Here is a 16,841-nt window from a genome sequence, read left to right as displayed (position 1 = left end):
GGGTCAGGCCAGGGCGGTGACGGAGAAGAGGGCGCCCTGGGGGTCGCGCAGGGCGGCGGTCCGACCGGCCGGGTTGTCGTACGGCGGGACGAGGATGGTGCCGCCCAGCTCGGCGGCGCGGGCGGCCGTCGCGTCGGCGTCCTCGACCGCGAAGTAGACCGTCCAGTAGGCCGGCAGGTCCGCCGGCAGCTCCGCCAGCGGCGGCGTCATGCCGGCCACGATCCGCGCCCCGCACCGCCAGCCGGTGTAGGTGACCGGCCCGACCGGCTGCTCCTCCGCCTGCCAGCCGAAGACCAGCGCATAGAACTCCTTCGCCCCCTCCGGGTCGGGGCTGACCAGCTCGGTCCAGCAGATCGAGCCGGGGGCGTTGAACAGCTCCGCGCCGCGCATCGTCATCGGCTGCCAGACGCAGAACACGGCACCCGCCGGGTCGGCGAGGACCGCCATCCGCCCCTGGTCGTGGACGTCGAACGGGCTGACCACCACCTGTCCGCCGGCCGCCTCGACCCGCGTGGCGACCAGGTCGGCGTCGTCGGTGGCCACGTACGTCGACCAGATCGGCACCTGGTCCTCGGTGGCCGGCGGTCCCACCCCGGCGACCGTCCGGCCGTCCTTGAGGAAGACGGTGTAGCCGTCCGCCTGCGGCTGCGCGGAGACCCGGCCGGTCCAGCCGAAGAGCTGCGGATAGAACCGCTTCGCGTCCTCCAGGCCCGGGGTGGCCAGGTCGGCCCAGCAGGGCGTGCCGGGCTCGACGGTACGCACGCGGACCCCTCTCGCCGGTGGCGCGCCCCGCCGGCGTGCCCTGTCGGCATCGTGGCACCGTCCCGTGGCCCGCCGGGGCGGAATCGGACAGAACGTCGGGGTGACACCGCATCCTCGCCGGCAGCGGTATCGGCCCGCACCGATCTCCGGTAGGTTCCGGCCATGCGGATGCGTGCGCTCACCTCCCTCGTCCTGGCCGCCGCCGTCGTCGCCGGCTCCGGGGCCGCCTGGCACCCGGCACCTCACTGGCAGCTCACCGACACCGGGGTCACCGCCCGGCTGCGGGGGCTCGCCCCGGTCGACGGCCGGGTGGCGTGGGCCAGCGGCACCGACTCCACCGTGCTGCGGACCGTCGACGGTGGCGGGCACTGGGCGCAGGTCGGACCGGCCACGGACATCCCGCTGCAGTTCCGCGACATCGAGGCGTTCGACGCGCGTCGGGCGGTGGTCCTGTCGATCGGGCCGGGCGGCGAGTCCCGGGTCTACCGCACCGACGACGCCGGTCGGCACTGGACGGAGACGTTCCGCAACGGCGACGACGCCGCCTTCTACGACTGCCTGACCTTCTTCGACGACCGGCACGGGCTGGCCCTGTCGGACCCGGTGGACGGCCGGTTCCGGCTGGTCTCCACCGCCGACGGTGGGCGGTCCTGGTCGGTGCTGCCGACCGACGGCATGCCGGCGGCGCTGCCCGGCGAGTTCGCCTTCGCCGCCAGCGGCACCTGCCTGGTGACCGCCGACCACGGCCCGGACCGGGCCTGGTTCGCCACCGGCGGCGGGGCGACCGCCCGGGTGTTCCGCACCGCCGACCGGGGGCTGAGCTGGCAGGTCACCGACACCCCGGTGCCGAGCGGCCCCTCCGCCGGCATCTACTCGCTGGCGTTCCGCGATCCCCGGCACGGCATCGCGCTCGGCGGTGACTTCGCCGCCCCGACCAGCGCGCCGGACGGTGCGGCGCGCACCGGCGACGGCGGTCGCAGCTGGACGGCCGCCGACGTCCCGCCCGGCGAATACCGCTCCGGCGCGAGCTGGGTGCACGGCGACACCGCCCTGGCGGTGGGCCCCACCGGCAGCGACGTCAGCCGGGACGGCGGCCGGAGCTGGCGACGCTTCGACACCGGCAGCTTCGACGCGGTGGAGTGCACCCCGACGGGTGCCTGCTGGGCCTCCGGCGAGCAGGGCCGGGTGGCCCGGCTGACCTGGCGCTGACGGCTCAGCCGGGGCCACCACGCCCGGCGGAGCCGGCGCTGACGGCTCAGCCGAGCGGGTCGGGCAGCGGCGCGGTGTGCAGCACCGACAGCCGGGAGACCGCCCGGGTCAGCACCACATAGAGGCGGTGCAGCCCGCGCGGTTCCGCCGCCACGATCGCGGCCGGCTCGACGACCACGACGTGGTCGTACTCCAGGCCCTTGACCAGGGTGGCGGGGACGACGGTGACCCGCGCGGCGGTCTCCACCTCGTCGGCGGTCGCGGTCTCGACGCCGGCGGCGTGCAGTGCCGCGCGGAGCCGGTCGACCGTGTCGTCGGCGGCGATCACGCCGACCGAGCCGTCGTGCGCGAGCGCCGCCCGCACCTCGGCCACCGCCGCCGCCACCAGGTCCTCCACCGTACGCACGTCGAGCGTCCCGTCGTGGCGCAGCGACTGCGCCGGGGGTACGTCGACGGCGAGCACCGGCAGCAGCCGGTTGGCGAACGCGACCACGGCGGCGGGCACCCGGAAGCCGATGCTCAGCGGCACCACCACGGCGTCCGGCTTGCCCAGGTGGGCCAGGGACTCCCGCCAGTCGCGGGCGGCCCACGGGGCGGTGCCCTGGGCCAGGTCGCCCAGCAGCGTGATCGAGCCGTGTTCGCTGCGGCGGGCGATGGCCCGGCACTGCATCGGGGAGAGGTCCTGCGCCTCGTCGACCACCACGTGCCCGAAGCCGGCGGGGCGTTCCAGCAGCCCGGCCGCCTCGTCGATGAGCACCGCGTCGGCGGCCGTCCACCGGGTCGCCTTCGGGGTGCGCCCGAGCTTCGTCCCGGTCGCCGGTACGCCCCGCCGCCCGGCCGCCGGCTCGTCGGACGCGCCGTCGTCGTCCGGCCGGCGGCCCTGGAGCAGCGCCTGCTCGTCGGCGGTGAGCAGGCCCTCCGCCGCGACGGCGAGGGCGTCGGGGTCGCCGAGCAGGGTGTGCACCAGCCCCTCCGGGGTGAGCGCCGGCCAGACCGCGTCGAGGAACCCGGTGACCGGTTTCGCCTTCCCCATCCGGCGCAGCCAGGGGTCGCCGGGTGACTCCGCGCGGCGCGCCTCGGCCTGGCGTTGCAGCAGCCCCACCACCCGGGCCCGGACCCGCTCCCGGCCGGTCGCGTACGGCAGCCCCTCCCGGCGGGTCTCCTCGACCACCCGGTGCAGCGGGTCGAGGCCGATCCGCCAGCGGAACGAGCCGTCCGACACCATGATCGGCTCGGTCGGCGTGCCGATGTGCGCGTCGACCGCCCGGCGCAGCACCTCGGCCATCCGGGCGTCGTGCTTCACCGTGGCGACGGCCGGGTCCTCGACGGCCCGGACCGGCACCCGGGCGATCAGGTCCTCCACCGTCGCCTGCGCGACCTCGACCTCGCCCAGCGCCGGCAGCACCGCCGCGATGTACGACAGGAACGCCCGGTTCGGCCCGACGATCAGCACGCCCGAGCGGCGCAGCCGTTCCCGGTGCAGATAGAGCAGGTACGCGGCCCGGTGCAGCCCGACGGCCGTCTTGCCGGTGCCGGGTGCCCCCTGGACGCAGATCGAGTCGGCCAGGTCGGCCCGGACCAGCTCGTCCTGCTCGGGCTGGATGGTGGCGACGATGTCCCGCATCGGGCCGACGCGGGGGCGTTCGATCTCGGCGGTGAGGATCCGGCTGGCCGTGCCCAGCTCCTCGCCCCGGTCCAGGTGCTCGTCCTCGAAGCTGGTCAGCGCGCCGCTGCTGAACCCGAACCGGCGGCGGACGGCGACGCCCTGCGGGTCGCGGGCGCTGGCCCGGTAGAAGGAGCGGGAGATCGGGGCCCGCCAGTCCAGCACCAGCGGCTCGCCCGCCTCGTCGGTGACGTGCCGCCGCCCGACGTGGTAGATCCCGACGACTTCGTCGTCGGGATCCGCCGCACCGCTGTGCCGGTTGTCGGCGGAACCGCCGAAGTCGAGCCGGCCGAAGAAGAGCGGGGTGGTGGGGTCGTCGGCGAGTTCGGCGACCCGCCGGGCCATGTGCCGGCCCAGCTGCTCGGCGGTGTACGCGTCCCCGGCGACCGTGTCGCCGGTGGCGAAGAGGGCCTCGGCGCGTTCCCGCATCCGGCGCAGGGCGGCGCGCGAGGTGTCCAGGTGGGCGCGTTCGGCGCCGAGTTCGTCGTCCAGGGTCTGTGCTTGGGCGTGCAGGGTCATCCACGTACTCCTCGACACGGGAAAAACGCTGCCGCTCGCGTTTCCGACCCTGCGGGTCGGCGCGGGACGTCCGCTGCGGTGCTACACACCTCGGCCGTCAGGCGGGGGACGGGACAGCCTACCGCCGTCCACCGGGCCGGCAACCGGATTTCGGGCCGGCCGGTGGCCCCGGCGTGCGGAGTTGGCCACTCCGGCGGCCTCCCGCTGAGCCCGACGATCCCGGCGGGGATACCGTCGGGTCATGGTTGACCGCATCGCCCGTCCCCGGGTGGGACACATCCAGTTCCTGAACTGCCTGCCGATCTACTGGGGGCTGATGCGGTCCGGTGCCCTGCTCGACGTCGAGCTGCACAAGGACTCGCCGGATCGGCTGAACGCCGCGCTGGTCGCCGGTGACCTGGACATCGGACCGATCTCGCAGGTGGAATACCTGCGGCACGCCGACGAGCTGCTGCTCCTGCCGGACCTGGCGGTCGGCAGCGACGGCCCGGTGCTCTCGGTCAACGTGGTCTCCACGAAGCCCCTCGACCAGCTCGACGGCGGCCGGGTGGCGCTCGGGTCGACCTCCCGGACCGGCGTGCTGCTGGCCCAGCTCCTGCTCGGCGAGCGGTACGGCGTCCGCCCCGAGTACTTCCGCTGCCCGCCCGACCTGACCCAGATGCTGCTGGAGGCCGACGCGGGGGTGCTGATCGGTGACGTGGCGCTGCGCGCCCTCTACGAGGCACCTCGCCGCGGCCTGGCGGTGACCGACCTCGGGCAGGCCTGGCGGGAGTGGACCGGGCTGCCGATGGTCTTCGCCGTCTGGGCGGTCCGCCGGGACTTCGCCGCCGCCCACCCGGGCGTGGTCAAGGAGGTGCACGAGGCGTTCCTGCGCTCGCGTGACCTCTGCCTGGCCGAGCTGGACCAGGTCGCCGCGGCGGCTGCCCGGTGGGAGCCGTTCGACGCGGCGACCCTGGCCACCTACTTCCGCACCCTCGACTTCTCGCTCGGCGAGCGGCAGGTGGCGGGGCTGCGCGAGTTCGCCCGTCGGGCCGCCGCGCTCGGCGAGACCCCGGCCCTGCCCGAGGGCGGCCCGGAGTTCTTCGCCGGCTAGGTGCCCTCGCGCAGCAACGCCTCGGTGATCTTCTGGCAGTTCTTCATGCCGTAGTCGTAGCCCATGTTGATCGGGTAGCGGACCATCACGCCCATCGTCCAGGTGTCCCCGATGGCGAGGCAGTTGATGTGCATCTCCTGCTCGCGGGTCCGGTCGATCCAGCCGTTCTTGATGGCGATGGTCTTCTGCTGCGCCGTCGGGAACGCCTTCCGGATGCCGAAGTCGCCGGCACCGCGGACCAGTCGCATCTCGTTCAGCAGCCACTTGGTCCACTTCGGCCCGGCGGCCCGGCCGTCGTCGATGCAGAGCCCGAGCCGGGCGGTGTCCCGGGGCGAGAGGTTGGTCCGGCTCCAGCCGCCGTCGCTGGCGACCTTGCTGTCGGTCAGCTTGCACATCGAGATCAGGCGCTTGATGGAGGCGGCCCGGCCGACGCCGTTGTAGAACTGCTCGGCCCGGGTGTTGTCGCTGTCCCGGATGATCGAGGTGGCGTCGGCCAGCTTGGCGTCGCTCGGCGTCTGCCCGGCCTCGGCGGCCCGACGCAGGTAGTCGGCGACGATCCACGCCTTGATCATGGAGGCGGTGGTGCTGGTCTCGCCCATGTTCTTCGACCCGATGATCTCGCCGTTGCGCTTGTCCAGCACGCTCCAGGCGTACCAGCCCTTGATGTCGAGGTCGAGCTCCTGGGCCTCGAAGGGCAGCGGCTCCAGCGAGGGGGAGGGCGTCGGCTGCGGCAGGGGCCGGGAACGGCGGTCGGTGGGCGCGGTGGTGGACCGGCCGGACGGCGCGACCGGGTGCGCGGCGGCCGTGGGCCGCAGCGGCGAGCCGGGCACCAGCCGCAGCGAGACCAGCGCCAGGCCGACCAGGAGTACGGCGACCGCGGTGAACGCCAGCGGGCGGTGGTGGCTGCCCGGCCGGCGGCGACTGCCCGCCATCAGAGCTTCCCGAGCGGCTGCTGCGGCACCTTGAGGGCGGCGCCGGGCTGCGGCGTCACCAGTTGGGTGGCGACGCTGGCGCAGACCTGCGCGCCGTACGAAGGGGCCATGCTGGTGCCGGCGGGGTAGCGCATCATCACCGCGAGGCTCCACCGGTCGGTGACCGCCAGGCAGTTGACGTGCCAGTTGTTGTCGTAGGCGAGCCGCGTCCAGCCGTTCTTGATACTCACCGGGCCCTGCGCCTTGATCTCGGCGGGCAGGCCGTCGACGATGCCCCACTTGCCGCCGCCGGACTTCTCCTGCTGGTCCTTGACGCTGCCCCGGACGTTGGCCATCTCGTTGAGGACCCACTTGGTCCACTTCGGTCCGGCCGCCTTGCCGTCGGCGATGCAGTCGCCGAGCCGGACGGCGTCCCGGGGGGACATCCGGGTGAAGCTCCACCAGCCGTTGTACATGGCGGGGGCGGGGGGACCGCTGCGCGTGGTGTCGGTCAGGCCGCAGATCTTGATGGCCCGTTGGATCACCGGGTCCGGCTTTCCGTTCGGTTGCGGCTTGTACGACCCGCCGGCCGCCGCGTACACCTTGTTGGCCCCGACGTCGTTGCTGTCCCGGATGGCCAGACCCGCCCACTTCTTCAGCTCGGGGGTCGGCTGCCTGTCGCCGAGCTGGCGCAGGTAGTCCGAGACGATCCAGGTCTTCAGCATCGACTCGGTCGAGTTCGTCCGGTTCATGTTGGCCGCACCGTCGATCTTGCCGGTCTGCCGGTCCATCAGCGCCCAGGAGAAGAACTCACCCTTGAAGTTCACCGAGACGGGGGCGTTGGCCAGGGTGGGCGGGGGCGGTGTGGTGGGGGCGGGCGCGGGGACGTGCTCCGTGCCGCCGCCGACGCCGCCGAGGCCCGCGACGCTGTCGCCGCCGGAGAGGCGGGCGTACGCGGCGGGCACCAGCATGACGCCACCGATGAGGACCGCCACGATGGCGAGCACCATGGTCACGCGAGGTCGCATGAGTGGGTGAGCTCCAGATGTCTGGCCGGGGGGACCGGCTGTTCCGAATGGGTTCGGCCTGATCGCCGGGGGCCGGGGGAGTGGCCGTGAGCCGGTGGCGATCGTCAGCAGCCGATCGGTGTGCCGGGGGAAGTCTACTTCCGGACAGGCCGGGCGCCAGAACCTGAGGCCCGCCAACTCGCCGCGAAGGCGGGGCAATGGACCGCTATGCCACCGTTGCGAGGATTCATCTTCCGGTCGTGGCCCAACTCACAGGTTTGCGCAGGTCAGGGACGTTCACCGGAAGCGGTCATCCGGTCACGGAAGGTGTGTCCGGTTTCCTGTTACACCCTCTGGTGTCATCGGGCGCGAGCTGTAACACTGGCTCCATGTATGGCAACGACTTCTCCGCGCCCGACGACGCGCCCGGCGGTGGCCTGCTCGGCGAGGTCGAGGCGGCGGAGGCGGCACTGCGCGAGGCCGCCGCCCGGGCCCGCCGCGGTGGACCCGCTCCGGACGAGGACCTCGCGGCGTACTTCGCCGACGTCATCGACGCCGACCAGAAGATCGAACCGCGCGACTGGATGCCCGAGGCGTACCGGAAGACGCTGATCCGGCAGATCGCCCAGCACGCGCACTCCGAGATCATCGGCATGCAGCCCGAGGGGAACTGGATCAGCCGGGCCCCCTCGCTCAAGCGCAAGGCGATCCTGCTGGCCAAGGTGCAGGACGAGGCCGGCCACGGTCTCTATCTCTACGCCGCCGCGGAGACCCTCGGCATCAGCCGGGACGAGCTGGTCGAGCTGCTCCTGGGCGGCCGGCAGAAGTACAGCTCGATCTTCAACTACCCGACGCTGACCTGGGCCGACGTGGGTGCCATCGGCTGGCTGGTGGACGGCGCGGCGATCGTCAACCAGGTCCCGCTCTGCCGCTGCTCCTACGGCCCGTACGCCCGCGCGATGATCCGGGTCTGCAAGGAGGAGTCGTTCCACCAGCGCCAGGGCTACGAGATCCTGCACACCCTGGCGCACGGCACCCCCGGGCAGAAGGCGATGGCGCAGGACGCCGTCGACCGCTGGTGGTACCCGTCGCTGGCGATGTTCGGCCCGCCGGACGGCGACTCGACGCACTCCGCCCAGTCGATGGCCTGGAAGATCAAGCGGTTCTCCAACGACGAGCTGCGCCAGCGCTTCGTGGACATGTGCGTCCAGCAGGCCGAGATCCTCGGCCTCACCCTCCCCGACCCCGACCTGCGCTGGAACGACGAGCGGCAGGCGTACGACTACACCCAGCCCGACTACGACGAGCTGATGCAGGTGATCAAGGGCAACGGCCCGTGCAACCGGCAGCGGATGGAACACCGCCGGGCCGCCCACGCCGAGGGCGCCTGGGTACGCGAGGCCGCCGCGGCGTACGCCGCCAAGCGGTCGGAACAGAAGGAGAAGGTGGCCGCGTGAGCGAGCGTAGTGAGCGACCCGGTCAGCTCGGCGCGGGGAATCCTTCGCCGCTCTGGGAGGTCTTCGTGCGGGCGCGGCGCGGACTGTCGCACACCCACGTCGGCAGCCTGCACGCCCCCGACGCGGAGCTGGCCCTGCGCAACGCCCGCGACCTCTACACCCGCCGCCAGGAGGGCGTCTCCATCTGGGTGGTGCCGGCGGGCGCGATCACCGCGTCCAGCCCGGACGAGAAGGACGCCTTCTTCGACCCGGCCGCCGACAAGGTCTACCGCCACCCCACCTTCTACGAGGTGCCGGACGGGGTGGCCCACCTGTGAGCGAGCTGTTCGATTTCGTCCTCTCCCTCGGCGACGACGCGCTGATCGCGGCGCAGCGGCTCGCCGAGTGGACCACCCGGGCGCCGGAGATGGAGGAGGACATCGCGCTGGCCAACATCGCCCTCGACCAGCTCGGCGCGGCCCGCCTCCTGCTGACGTACGCGGGGGAGCTGGAGGGTGCCGGCCGGGACGAGGACGCGCTGGCCTACCTGCGCGACGACCGGGAGTTCCGCAACTGCCTCCTGGTCGAGCTGCCCAACGGCGACTACGCGGTGACCATGGCGAAGCTGCTCTTCCTGTCGGCCTGGCAGCTGCCGCTCTACACCGCGCTGGCCGGCTGCGCCGACGAGCGGCTGGCCGCGATCGGGGCGAAGGCGCGCAAGGAGTCGGCGTACCACCTGGACCACGCCTCGCTCTGGGTGAAGCGGCTCGGCGACGGCACCGAGGAGTCGCACCGGCGCATGCAGGCCGCCGTCGACGAGGTGTGGCCGTACACCCATGAGCTCTTCACGGCGGACCCGGCGGCGCCGGTCGACCCGGCCACCCTGCGGGCCGACTTCGACGCCGTCGTCTCCGCCGTGCTGGACGAGGCCACCCTGACCCGCCCGGCGGACGGCTGGATGCCCGGCGGCGGGCGGGACGGCGTGCACAGCGAGCACCTGTCCTATCTGCTGGCCGAGATGCAGGTGCTGCACCGCGCCCACCCCGGGGCCAGGTGGTGATGACTCCGAGGGAAGCCGCGGCGTCGGTGGTGGATCCGGAGATCCGGGTGATCACCATCGACGAGCTGGGCATCCTGCGGGCGGTCGAGGAGGATCCGGCCACCGGTCGGGTCGTCGTCACCATCACCCCCACCTACACCGGCTGCCCGGCGATGGACGTGATCCGGTCGGACATCCGCCGGGCCCTGGCCGCCGCCGGGCATCCGGACGCCGAGGTCCGGACGGTGCACAGCCCGGCCTGGAGCACCGACTGGATCTCCGACCAGGGGCGGGCCAAGCTCGCCGCGGCCGGCATCGCCCCGCCGCACCCGGTCCGGACGGGCACCGTCGTGCCGCTCACCCTCGCCGTCCGCTGTCCCCGCTGCGGCTCCGTGGAGACCGAGCAGGTCAGCCGCTTCGGCTCCACCGCGTGCAAGGCCCTCTGGCGCTGCCGTTCCTGCGCCGAACCCTTCGACCACCTGAAGGCGCTGTGACTGTCACCATCACCCGACCGGTCCGTCGCCGGCCGGTCTTCCACCCGCTGCCCGTCGCCGTCGTCGACCGGCTCACCGACGATTCCGTGGCGGTCACCTTCGCCGTGCCGGCGGAGCTGCGGGAGACCTTCGCGTTCTCCGCGGGCCAGCACCTGACCGTGAGACGGGCCGGCGACGGCGGCGAGGACGTGCGGCGGTCGTACTCGATCTGCTCGACGCCCGAGGAGCTGGCCCGGCACGGCCGGCTGCGGATCGGGGTGCGGGAGGTCCCCGGCGGCGCCTTCTCCGCGTTCGCCTGCGGCGCGCTGCGCCGCGGCGACACCGTCGAGGTGCTGCCGCCGCTGGGGCACTTCACCACGGCGTTCGCGCCGGACCGGGTCCGCCACTACGGCGCGGTGGTCGCCGGTTCCGGCATCACCCCGGTGCTCGCGCTGGTCGCGACCGCGCTGGCCGTCGAGCCGGCCAGCACCTTCACCCTGGTGTACGGCAACCGCACCGCGAACACGGTGATGTTCGCCGAGGAGCTGGCGGACCTGAAGGACCGCTACCCGACCCGGCTGCACCTGGTGCACGTGCTCTCCCGGGAGCAGGGCGAGTCGGCGCTGCTGTCCGGGCGGATCGACGCCGAGCGGCTGACCCGGCTGCTGGACACCGTCGTCCCCGGCGACGCCATCGAGGAGTGGTTCCTCTGCGGCCCGTACGGGATGGTGCTGGACGCCAAGGCGGTGCTGGCCGCGCGCGGCCTGCCGGAGTCGGCGGTGCGCACCGAGCTGTTCCACGTCGACGCGCCGCCGGAGCCGGTCCGCCGTCCCGGCGACGAGCCGGGGGCCGGTGCCGAGGTGACGATCGTGCTGGAGGGCCGCTCGTCGACCTTCACCATGGACCGGGACGAGCGGGTGCTGGACGCGGCGCTGAAGGTCCGTGCCGAGCTGCCGTACGCCTGCAAGGGCGGGGTGTGCTCCACCTGCCGGGCCAAGGTGGTGGACGGTGCGGTGACGATGGCCCGCAACTACGCCCTGGAGCCGGACGAGGTGGCGGCGGGTTACGTCCTGACCTGCCAGTCCAGCCCGACCACCGACAAGGTCGTCGTCGACTACGACGCGTGACGCGGGGGTGCGGAGGTCCAGGTTCTGCGCTGGGTGACTGCCTCGCGTCGCTCGGCCAGCCGCATCGCCGCCTTTGCTCTGCTGCAACGGAGGCAACACCGGTTCTGACCAGTCATTCTTCCGGCGGGTCGCCGGATCTCTCCTAGGCTCCCCGCCACGGTGGGTGACTGTTGCGCCGGAGGCAGCAGAGCAAAGGTGGAAGGCCGCACTATCCGTGCGACCACCATCGTGACGGACGGTGCCCAGCACGGCCGCCGTCGCGCCAGAGACGTCACATCGGGTGGCCGCTCTTCGCCCGGTCCCGACGGGCGACGTAGGCTCGGAGGCGTGACGGTGAGCCGGGAGATCGACGACATCCTGCAGCGTGGCGCGGACGGCGGGCGGATCACGCCCGAGGAGGCCCTGCTGCTCTACACCGAGGCGCCCTTCCACGCGCTGGGCGAGGCGGCGGACGCGGTACGTCGACGCCGCTACCCGGACAACATCGTCACGTACCTGATCGACCGCAACATCAACTACACGAACGTCTGCGTGACGGCGTGCAAGTTCTGCGCCTTCTATCGCGCGCCCAAGCACAAGGAAGGGTGGACCCACCCGACCGAGGAGATCCTGCGGCGCTGCGGCGAGGCGGTCGAGCTGGGCGCCACCCAGGTCATGCTCCAGGGCGGCCACCACCCCGACTACGGCGTGGAGTACTACGAGGAGCTCTTCTCCTCGGTCAAGAAGGCGTACCCGCAGCTGGCCATCCACTCCATCGGGCCGAGCGAGATCCTGCACATGGCCAAGGTCTCGGGCGTCAGCCTGGACGAGGCGATCGCCCGGATCAAGGTGGCCGGGCTGGATTCGATCGCCGGCGCCGGCGCGGAGATGCTGCCCGACCGGCCGCGCAAGGCGATCGCGCCCCTGAAGGAGTCGGGCGCGCGCTGGCTCGAGGTGATGGAGCTGGCCCACCGGCAGGGCCTGGAGTCGACGGCCACGATGATGATGGGCACCGGCGAGACCAACGCCGAGCGGATCGAGCACCTGCGGATGATCCGCGACGTGCAGGATCGCACCGGTGGTTTCCGGGCCTTCATCCCGTGGACCTACCAGCCGGAGAACAACCACCTCAAGGGCCGCACCCAGGCCACCACCCTGGAATACCTGCGGCTGGTGGCGGTCGCCCGGCTCTTCTTCGAGACGGTGCCGCACCTGCAGGCGTCCTGGCTCACCACCGGCAAGGACGTCGGCCAGGTCGCGCTGCACATGGGCGTGGACGACCTCGGCTCGATCATGCTGGAGGAGAACGTCATCTCCTCCGCAGGCGCCCGGCACCGGTCCAACCTGCACGAGCTGATCGAGATGATCCGCACCGCCGACCGGATCCCGGCGCAGCGCGACACCCTCTACAACCGGCTCGCCGTGCACTGGACGCCGGCTGACGACCCGAGCGACGACCGGGTGGTCTCGCACTTCTCCTCGATCGCCCTGCCGGGCGGCGGGGCCGGGAAGTCGCTGCCCCTCGTCGAGGTCAACTGACCTGCTCGGCACGGCCTGCGACACCCTTCTGCACGGTCGGTGACCGTCCCGCTGACCGGGACGATCCACCGAACGGCCGCTTTCGGCTGCCCGTTCGGCCGAGCCGCGTCACGGCTCGCGCGCAACAAGAACCATCAATTCGGGCATTCCTTAAGTGACGCTTAGCCGCGCAGGTGGTGAAGGATCGGCGCGGGGGTGGCGAGGGTGATCGTCGGCCGCTAACGTGCCCGCTCGTACGTTTCCTTCACCCCACGGGGGGACTTCTTCCATGATCTTCCGTAACCGGCCGCTGGTGCGGCTCGGCGCTGCCGCGCTGCTCGCCTCCGGTGCGTTCACCGCGCTCGGCACGCCGGCCCAGGCCGCCGGCACCGAGACGGACCTCTCGCTCGACGTGGTGGGCACCCGGGTCGCCGACGGCGCCCAGGGCAAGCTCGCCTTCGCGAAGGTGACCAACAAGGGCGAGAACACCCCGTCCGAGCTGGCCGTCCGCGCGGACGTCTCCAAGGTGGACTTCTCCAAGGTGGTCGCGTACCCGGCCGTCACGGACGGCTGCGAGCTGGAGGGCACCGAGGCGAAGCCGGTCGCGTGGACCTGCTACGCCACGAAGGACGGCCTGCCGGGCGCCGGTGAGACGATCGACCTGCCCGTCGTCCTGTTCAAGCTGGCCGGCACGCTGGACAAGGCGTACAGCGCCCCGGTGAGCTTCAGCATCGTCTCCAAGGACGACACCAACAAGGACAACAACACCAAGGCCGCCACCCTGGAGTTCACCAAGGAGAGCGGCGCCGACCTGGTCGTCCTCGCCGACGACGTGAAGACGGCGGTCACGGTCAAGAACGGCAAGATCCAGGCCGCCGGTGACCTGCACGCGGGCGACACCGCGCAGCTCGTCTACACCGCGTGGAACCAGGGTGACAAGGCCACCGCCGGTCTGAAGATCTCGGTCAAGCTGCCCAAGGGCGTGACCTTCACCGAGGCCGAGGACGACTGCGAGTACAACGCGGACAAGACCTCGCTGGTCTGCACCTACGCCGACGCCCCGTTCGTCCCGCAGGACCAGGACGAGAAGGACGGCGACAACATCGTCTCCGGTGGTCGCTTCTACCACCTGCTGACGGTGGCCAAGGACGTCAAGGCCGGCGCGCTCTCCGGTGGCACCGTCGAGGTCGAGCCGATCCTGCCGGCCAAGGGCGTCGCCCCGCAGTCGACCGAGATCAAGAACCTGCCGGAGAACATGACCCCGGTCCAGGCCGGTGACCTCGACGCCAGCGACAACACCGACGGTTACGCTGTCGTCGTCGCGGCCGAGGGTGGCGCGGGCGGCGGTGGCGGCAACGACGACGGCGGCCTGCCGGTGACCGGTGCCAAGGCCGGTCTGCTCGGTGGCGTCGGCGTGGCCGTGCTCGCCGCGGGTGGCGCCATGTTCATGGTGGCCCGCCGTCGCCGGGTGGTCCTGGTGACCCCGGGCGACGAGAAGCCGACCGCCTGACGGTCGTCCTCCATCGGCCCAGGAGGGCCGTTCACATAACGCACGGCAGCCGGGGCGGGATGGGTGACCATCCCGCCCCGACTGTGTCCGGGGGCGGCTGGCAGAGTGGAGGGGTGAGCCGTACCCCGCAGGGCCAGCGCGCCGGCCTGGACAAGTCCCCGCACGAGGTCGCCGCGATGTTCGACGGCGTGGCCGCCCGCTACGACCTGACCAACACCGTCCTCTCCTTCGGCCAGGACCGCTCCTGGCGGCGGGCCACCCGGGCGGCGCTCGGCCTCCGCCCCGGCGAGCGGGTGCTGGACGTGGGCGCGGGCACCGGTGTGTCGACCGAGGAGCTGGCCCACTCCGGGGCGTACGCGGTGGGTGCCGACCTGTCGCTCGGCATGCTGCACGCCGGCAAGCGGACCCGTCCCCGGGTGCCGCTGCTGGCCGGCGACGCGCTGCGGCTGCCCTTCGCCGACGCCAGCTTCGACGCGGTGACCATCTCCTTCGCGCTGCGCAACGTCAACGACACCGACGCGGCGCTGCGTGAACTGGCCCGGGTCACCCGGCCCGGTGGCCGGCTGGTGGTCTGCGAGTTCAGCACGCCGGTGAACCCGGCCTTCCGCACGGTCTACCTGTCGTACCTGATGCGGTCCCTGCCGGCGGTGGCCCGCACGGTCTCCAGCAACCCCGACGCGTACGTCTATCTGGCCGAGTCGATCCGGGCCTGGCCGGACCAGCCGGCGCTCGCCGCGCGGATCGGCGCGGCCGGCTGGGGTCGGGTGGCCTGGCGCAACCTCACCGGTGGGGTCGTGGCGCTGCACCGGGCGACCCGGGACTGACCACCCGGGTCGGGCAGCCGCGACGACCGGCGACGCGGTTTCGTGAATTGCCGGTTTCACGCCATTTCGACCCGTAGGCTCGCCCGCATGACGGCACCAGACCAGGCGGCCGGCGGGGTGGCCGGCGACGACGACGCCGCCGAACTCGTGGCCCAGCTCAGGGAGCTGGCCGGGGCGGATCCCGCCGACGTCCGTCAGGTGGTGGCCGAGGTGCTGGCGGCGCTGGACCGGGTGGCCGGCGGCGCGCTCCGCGAGCACCTGCCCGAGGCGATCCGGGCCGACGCGGGGCTCGACCGGGCCAGTCCGGCCCACCCCTGAGCTGTCCGGGCAGTTCGACCGGCAGGTTTCCGTGAAGTTAGGTACCCCTCACCGCCTACTGGTGTAACGCCGGTCATAGACTCCAACCCGATCGGCTTGTGAAGCATTTCACGAGCATGCGGGAGGAGGCGCAGATGACCGCGGTGGAGAACGACGCCGACGTGATCGTCGTGGGCGCCGGTCCCGGAGGATCGGCGACCGCGTACCACCTGGCGCGGCACGGCGTACGCGTGCTGTTGCTGGAGAAGACCGAGTTCCCCAGGGAGAAGGTCTGCGGCGACGGGTTGACCCCGCGCGCCGTACGGCAGCTCATCCGGATGGGCGTGGACACCTCGCCCGAGGCCGGCTGGTTGCACAACAAGGGGCTGCGGGTGATCGGCGGCGGGGTACGCCTCGAACTCGACTGGCCCGACCTGGCGAGCTTCCCCAACTACGGTCTGGTCCGCACCCGGCTCGACTTCGACGACCTGCTCGCCCAGCGGGCGGTCTCCGCCGGGGCGAAGCTGCGCACCGGCGTGACCGTCGTCGGCCCGGTGCTGGACGCGGACGACCGGGTGATCGGCGTGACCGCCGAGGTCGGCCCGGACAAGGAGCCCGCCACCTTCCACGCCCCGCTGGTGGTCGCCGCGGACGGCGTCTCCGGTCGGTTCCCGCTCTCCCTCGGGCTGGCCAAGCGGGAGGACCGGCCGATCGGCGTGGCCGTCCGGCGCTACTACCGCTCGCCCGCGAAGCACGACGACAACTACCTGGAGTCGTGGCTGGAGCTGCGCGGCAAGGGCAGCGACACGCTGCTGCCGGGCTACGGCTGGATCTTCGGGCTCGGCGACGGGCGGGTGAACGCCGGCCTCGGCATCCTCAACTCGTCGTCGGCGTTCGGCAAGACCAACTACCGGCGGCTGCTCACCGACTGGCTGGCCAACACCCCCGAGGACTGGGGGCTGACCGACGAGACCAACGCCGAGGGGCCGATCCTCGGCGCGGCGCTGCCGATGGGCTTCAACCGGGTCCCGCACTACACCCGCGGGGTGCTGCTGGTCGGCGACTCCGGCGGCATGGTCAACCCGTTCAACGGCGAGGGCATCGCGTACGCGATGGAGTCCGGCGAGCTGGCCGCGGAGGTCGCGGTCCAGGCGCTCGCCCGGCCGGCCGGCGCGGAGCGGGAGCGGGCCCTGATGGCGTACCCGCAGGAGCTGAAGGCCCGCTTCGGCGGCTACTACCGGCTCGGCGGCGTCTTCGTGAAGCTGATCGGCCGTCCGGAGATCATGCGCATCGCCACCAAGCACGGCATGCCGCACCCGGCGCTGATGCGCTTCGTGCTCAAGCTGCTGGCCAACCTGACCGACCCCCGTGGTGGGGACGCGATGGACCGGGTCATCAACGCGATGACCAAGGTGGCGCCGGCCGTCTAGGACAACCGTGTCCCGGGGTCGGCGACGGCCCCGGGCGCGGACAG

16 protein-coding genes are annotated in these 16,841 nt (G+C 72.6%); 12 read left to right on the top strand and 4 right to left on the bottom strand.

Going from position 1 to position 16,841, the window contains the following annotated elements; all coding sequences use genetic code 11:
- Positions 1-3: 3 nt before the first annotated feature.
- A complete protein-coding gene (locus ABUL08_RS22160; RefSeq protein WP_350931885.1) occupies positions 4-762 on the bottom strand; it encodes a VOC family protein in 759 nt (252 codons plus the stop codon).
- A gap of 162 nt (positions 763-924) precedes the next feature.
- On the opposite strand from ABUL08_RS22160, the gene ABUL08_RS22155 reads away from it, so the two are divergent.
- The gene (locus tag ABUL08_RS22155; protein WP_350931884.1) at positions 925-1,971 is read left to right on the top strand and encodes a WD40/YVTN/BNR-like repeat-containing protein; all 1,047 of its coding nucleotides are present in this window, start codon (positions 925-927) and stop codon (positions 1,969-1,971) included.
- 46 nt (positions 1,972-2,017) lie between these two features.
- Here ABUL08_RS22155 and ABUL08_RS22150 read toward each other — a convergent pair whose 3' ends face one another.
- A complete protein-coding gene (locus tag ABUL08_RS22150; RefSeq protein WP_350931883.1) occupies positions 2,018-4,153 on the bottom strand; it encodes a HelD family protein in 2,136 nt (711 codons plus the stop codon).
- 241 nt (positions 4,154-4,394) lie between these two features.
- Here ABUL08_RS22150 and ABUL08_RS22145 point away from each other — a divergent pair, with 241 nt between their 5' ends.
- Positions 4,395-5,246 carry a menaquinone biosynthetic enzyme MqnA/MqnD family protein gene (locus ABUL08_RS22145; RefSeq protein ID WP_350931882.1) on the top strand — a complete coding sequence of 284 codons (852 nt, stop codon included), beginning with the start codon at positions 4,395-4,397 and terminating at the stop codon, positions 5,244-5,246.
- On the opposite strand, the gene ABUL08_RS22140 is transcribed toward ABUL08_RS22145, so the two are convergent.
- Complete coding sequence (locus ABUL08_RS22140) at positions 5,243-6,178, bottom strand: serine hydrolase (RefSeq protein ID WP_350931881.1); 936 nt, start codon at positions 6,176-6,178, stop codon at positions 5,243-5,245. The two genes, ABUL08_RS22145 and ABUL08_RS22140, sit on opposite strands and share 4 nt — an antisense overlap.
- On the bottom strand, positions 6,178-7,185 hold the full coding sequence (locus tag ABUL08_RS22135) for a barstar family protein (protein ID WP_350931880.1): 1,008 nt from the start codon (positions 7,183-7,185) through the stop codon (positions 6,178-6,180). The genes ABUL08_RS22140 and ABUL08_RS22135 overlap by 1 nt, the downstream gene beginning before the upstream one ends.
- A 368-nt stretch (positions 7,186-7,553) precedes the next feature.
- Here ABUL08_RS22135 and paaA point away from each other — a divergent pair, with 368 nt between their 5' ends.
- The 10 genes from paaA (at position 7,554) to ABUL08_RS22085 (ending at position 16,797) form a co-directional block, all read left to right on the top strand.
- Positions 7,554-8,621, top strand: a complete 1,068-nt coding sequence (paaA, locus tag ABUL08_RS22130) for a 1,2-phenylacetyl-CoA epoxidase subunit PaaA (protein ID WP_350931879.1) — start codon at positions 7,554-7,556, stop codon at positions 8,619-8,621.
- Entirely contained in the window at positions 8,618-8,938 is a 321-nt protein-coding gene (gene paaB, locus ABUL08_RS22125) for a 1,2-phenylacetyl-CoA epoxidase subunit PaaB (protein WP_242796024.1), read from the top strand. Before paaA ends, paaB begins: the two co-directional genes overlap by 4 nt.
- Positions 8,935-9,660: a 1,2-phenylacetyl-CoA epoxidase subunit PaaC gene (gene paaC, locus ABUL08_RS22120; RefSeq protein ID WP_350931878.1), complete on the top strand. Its 726-nt coding sequence runs from the start codon at positions 8,935-8,937 to the stop codon at positions 9,658-9,660. Before paaB ends, paaC begins: the two co-directional genes overlap by 4 nt.
- The gene (gene paaD, locus ABUL08_RS22115) at positions 9,660-10,133 is read left to right on the top strand and encodes a 1,2-phenylacetyl-CoA epoxidase subunit PaaD (RefSeq protein ID WP_350931877.1); all 474 of its coding nucleotides are present in this window, start codon (positions 9,660-9,662) and stop codon (positions 10,131-10,133) included. Before paaC ends, paaD begins: the two co-directional genes overlap by 1 nt.
- Positions 10,130-11,239 carry a 1,2-phenylacetyl-CoA epoxidase subunit PaaE gene (paaE, locus tag ABUL08_RS22110; protein WP_350931876.1) on the top strand — a complete coding sequence of 370 codons (1,110 nt, stop codon included), beginning with the start codon at positions 10,130-10,132 and terminating at the stop codon, positions 11,237-11,239. The genes paaD and paaE overlap by 4 nt, the downstream gene beginning before the upstream one ends.
- A 327-nt stretch (positions 11,240-11,566) precedes the next feature.
- Positions 11,567-12,757, top strand: a complete 1,191-nt coding sequence (gene mqnC / locus ABUL08_RS22105) for a cyclic dehypoxanthinyl futalosine synthase (protein ID WP_350931875.1) — start codon at positions 11,567-11,569, stop codon at positions 12,755-12,757.
- A gap of 268 nt (positions 12,758-13,025) precedes the next feature.
- Positions 13,026-14,246 carry a hypothetical protein gene (locus ABUL08_RS22100; RefSeq protein ID WP_350931873.1) on the top strand — a complete coding sequence of 407 codons (1,221 nt, stop codon included), beginning with the start codon at positions 13,026-13,028 and terminating at the stop codon, positions 14,244-14,246.
- A gap of 113 nt (positions 14,247-14,359) precedes the next feature.
- A complete protein-coding gene (locus ABUL08_RS22095) occupies positions 14,360-15,070 on the top strand; it encodes a demethylmenaquinone methyltransferase (protein WP_350931872.1) in 711 nt (236 codons plus the stop codon).
- 87 nt (positions 15,071-15,157) lie between these two features.
- Positions 15,158-15,388, top strand: coding sequence for a hypothetical protein (locus ABUL08_RS22090; RefSeq protein WP_350931871.1), 231 nt, complete (start codon positions 15,158-15,160; stop codon positions 15,386-15,388).
- 134 nt (positions 15,389-15,522) lie between these two features.
- A complete protein-coding gene (locus ABUL08_RS22085) occupies positions 15,523-16,797 on the top strand; it encodes a geranylgeranyl reductase family protein (RefSeq protein ID WP_350931870.1) in 1,275 nt (424 codons plus the stop codon).
- Positions 16,798-16,841 lie beyond the last annotated feature (44 nt).

This window comes from Micromonospora sp. CCTCC AA 2012012 (assembly GCF_040499845.1).
GTDB lineage: Bacteria > Actinomycetota > Actinomycetes > Mycobacteriales > Micromonosporaceae > Micromonospora > Micromonospora mangrovi.
Note: the sequence above shows the minus strand (reverse complement) of the source record. Positions and strands in the feature narration are given on the sequence as shown.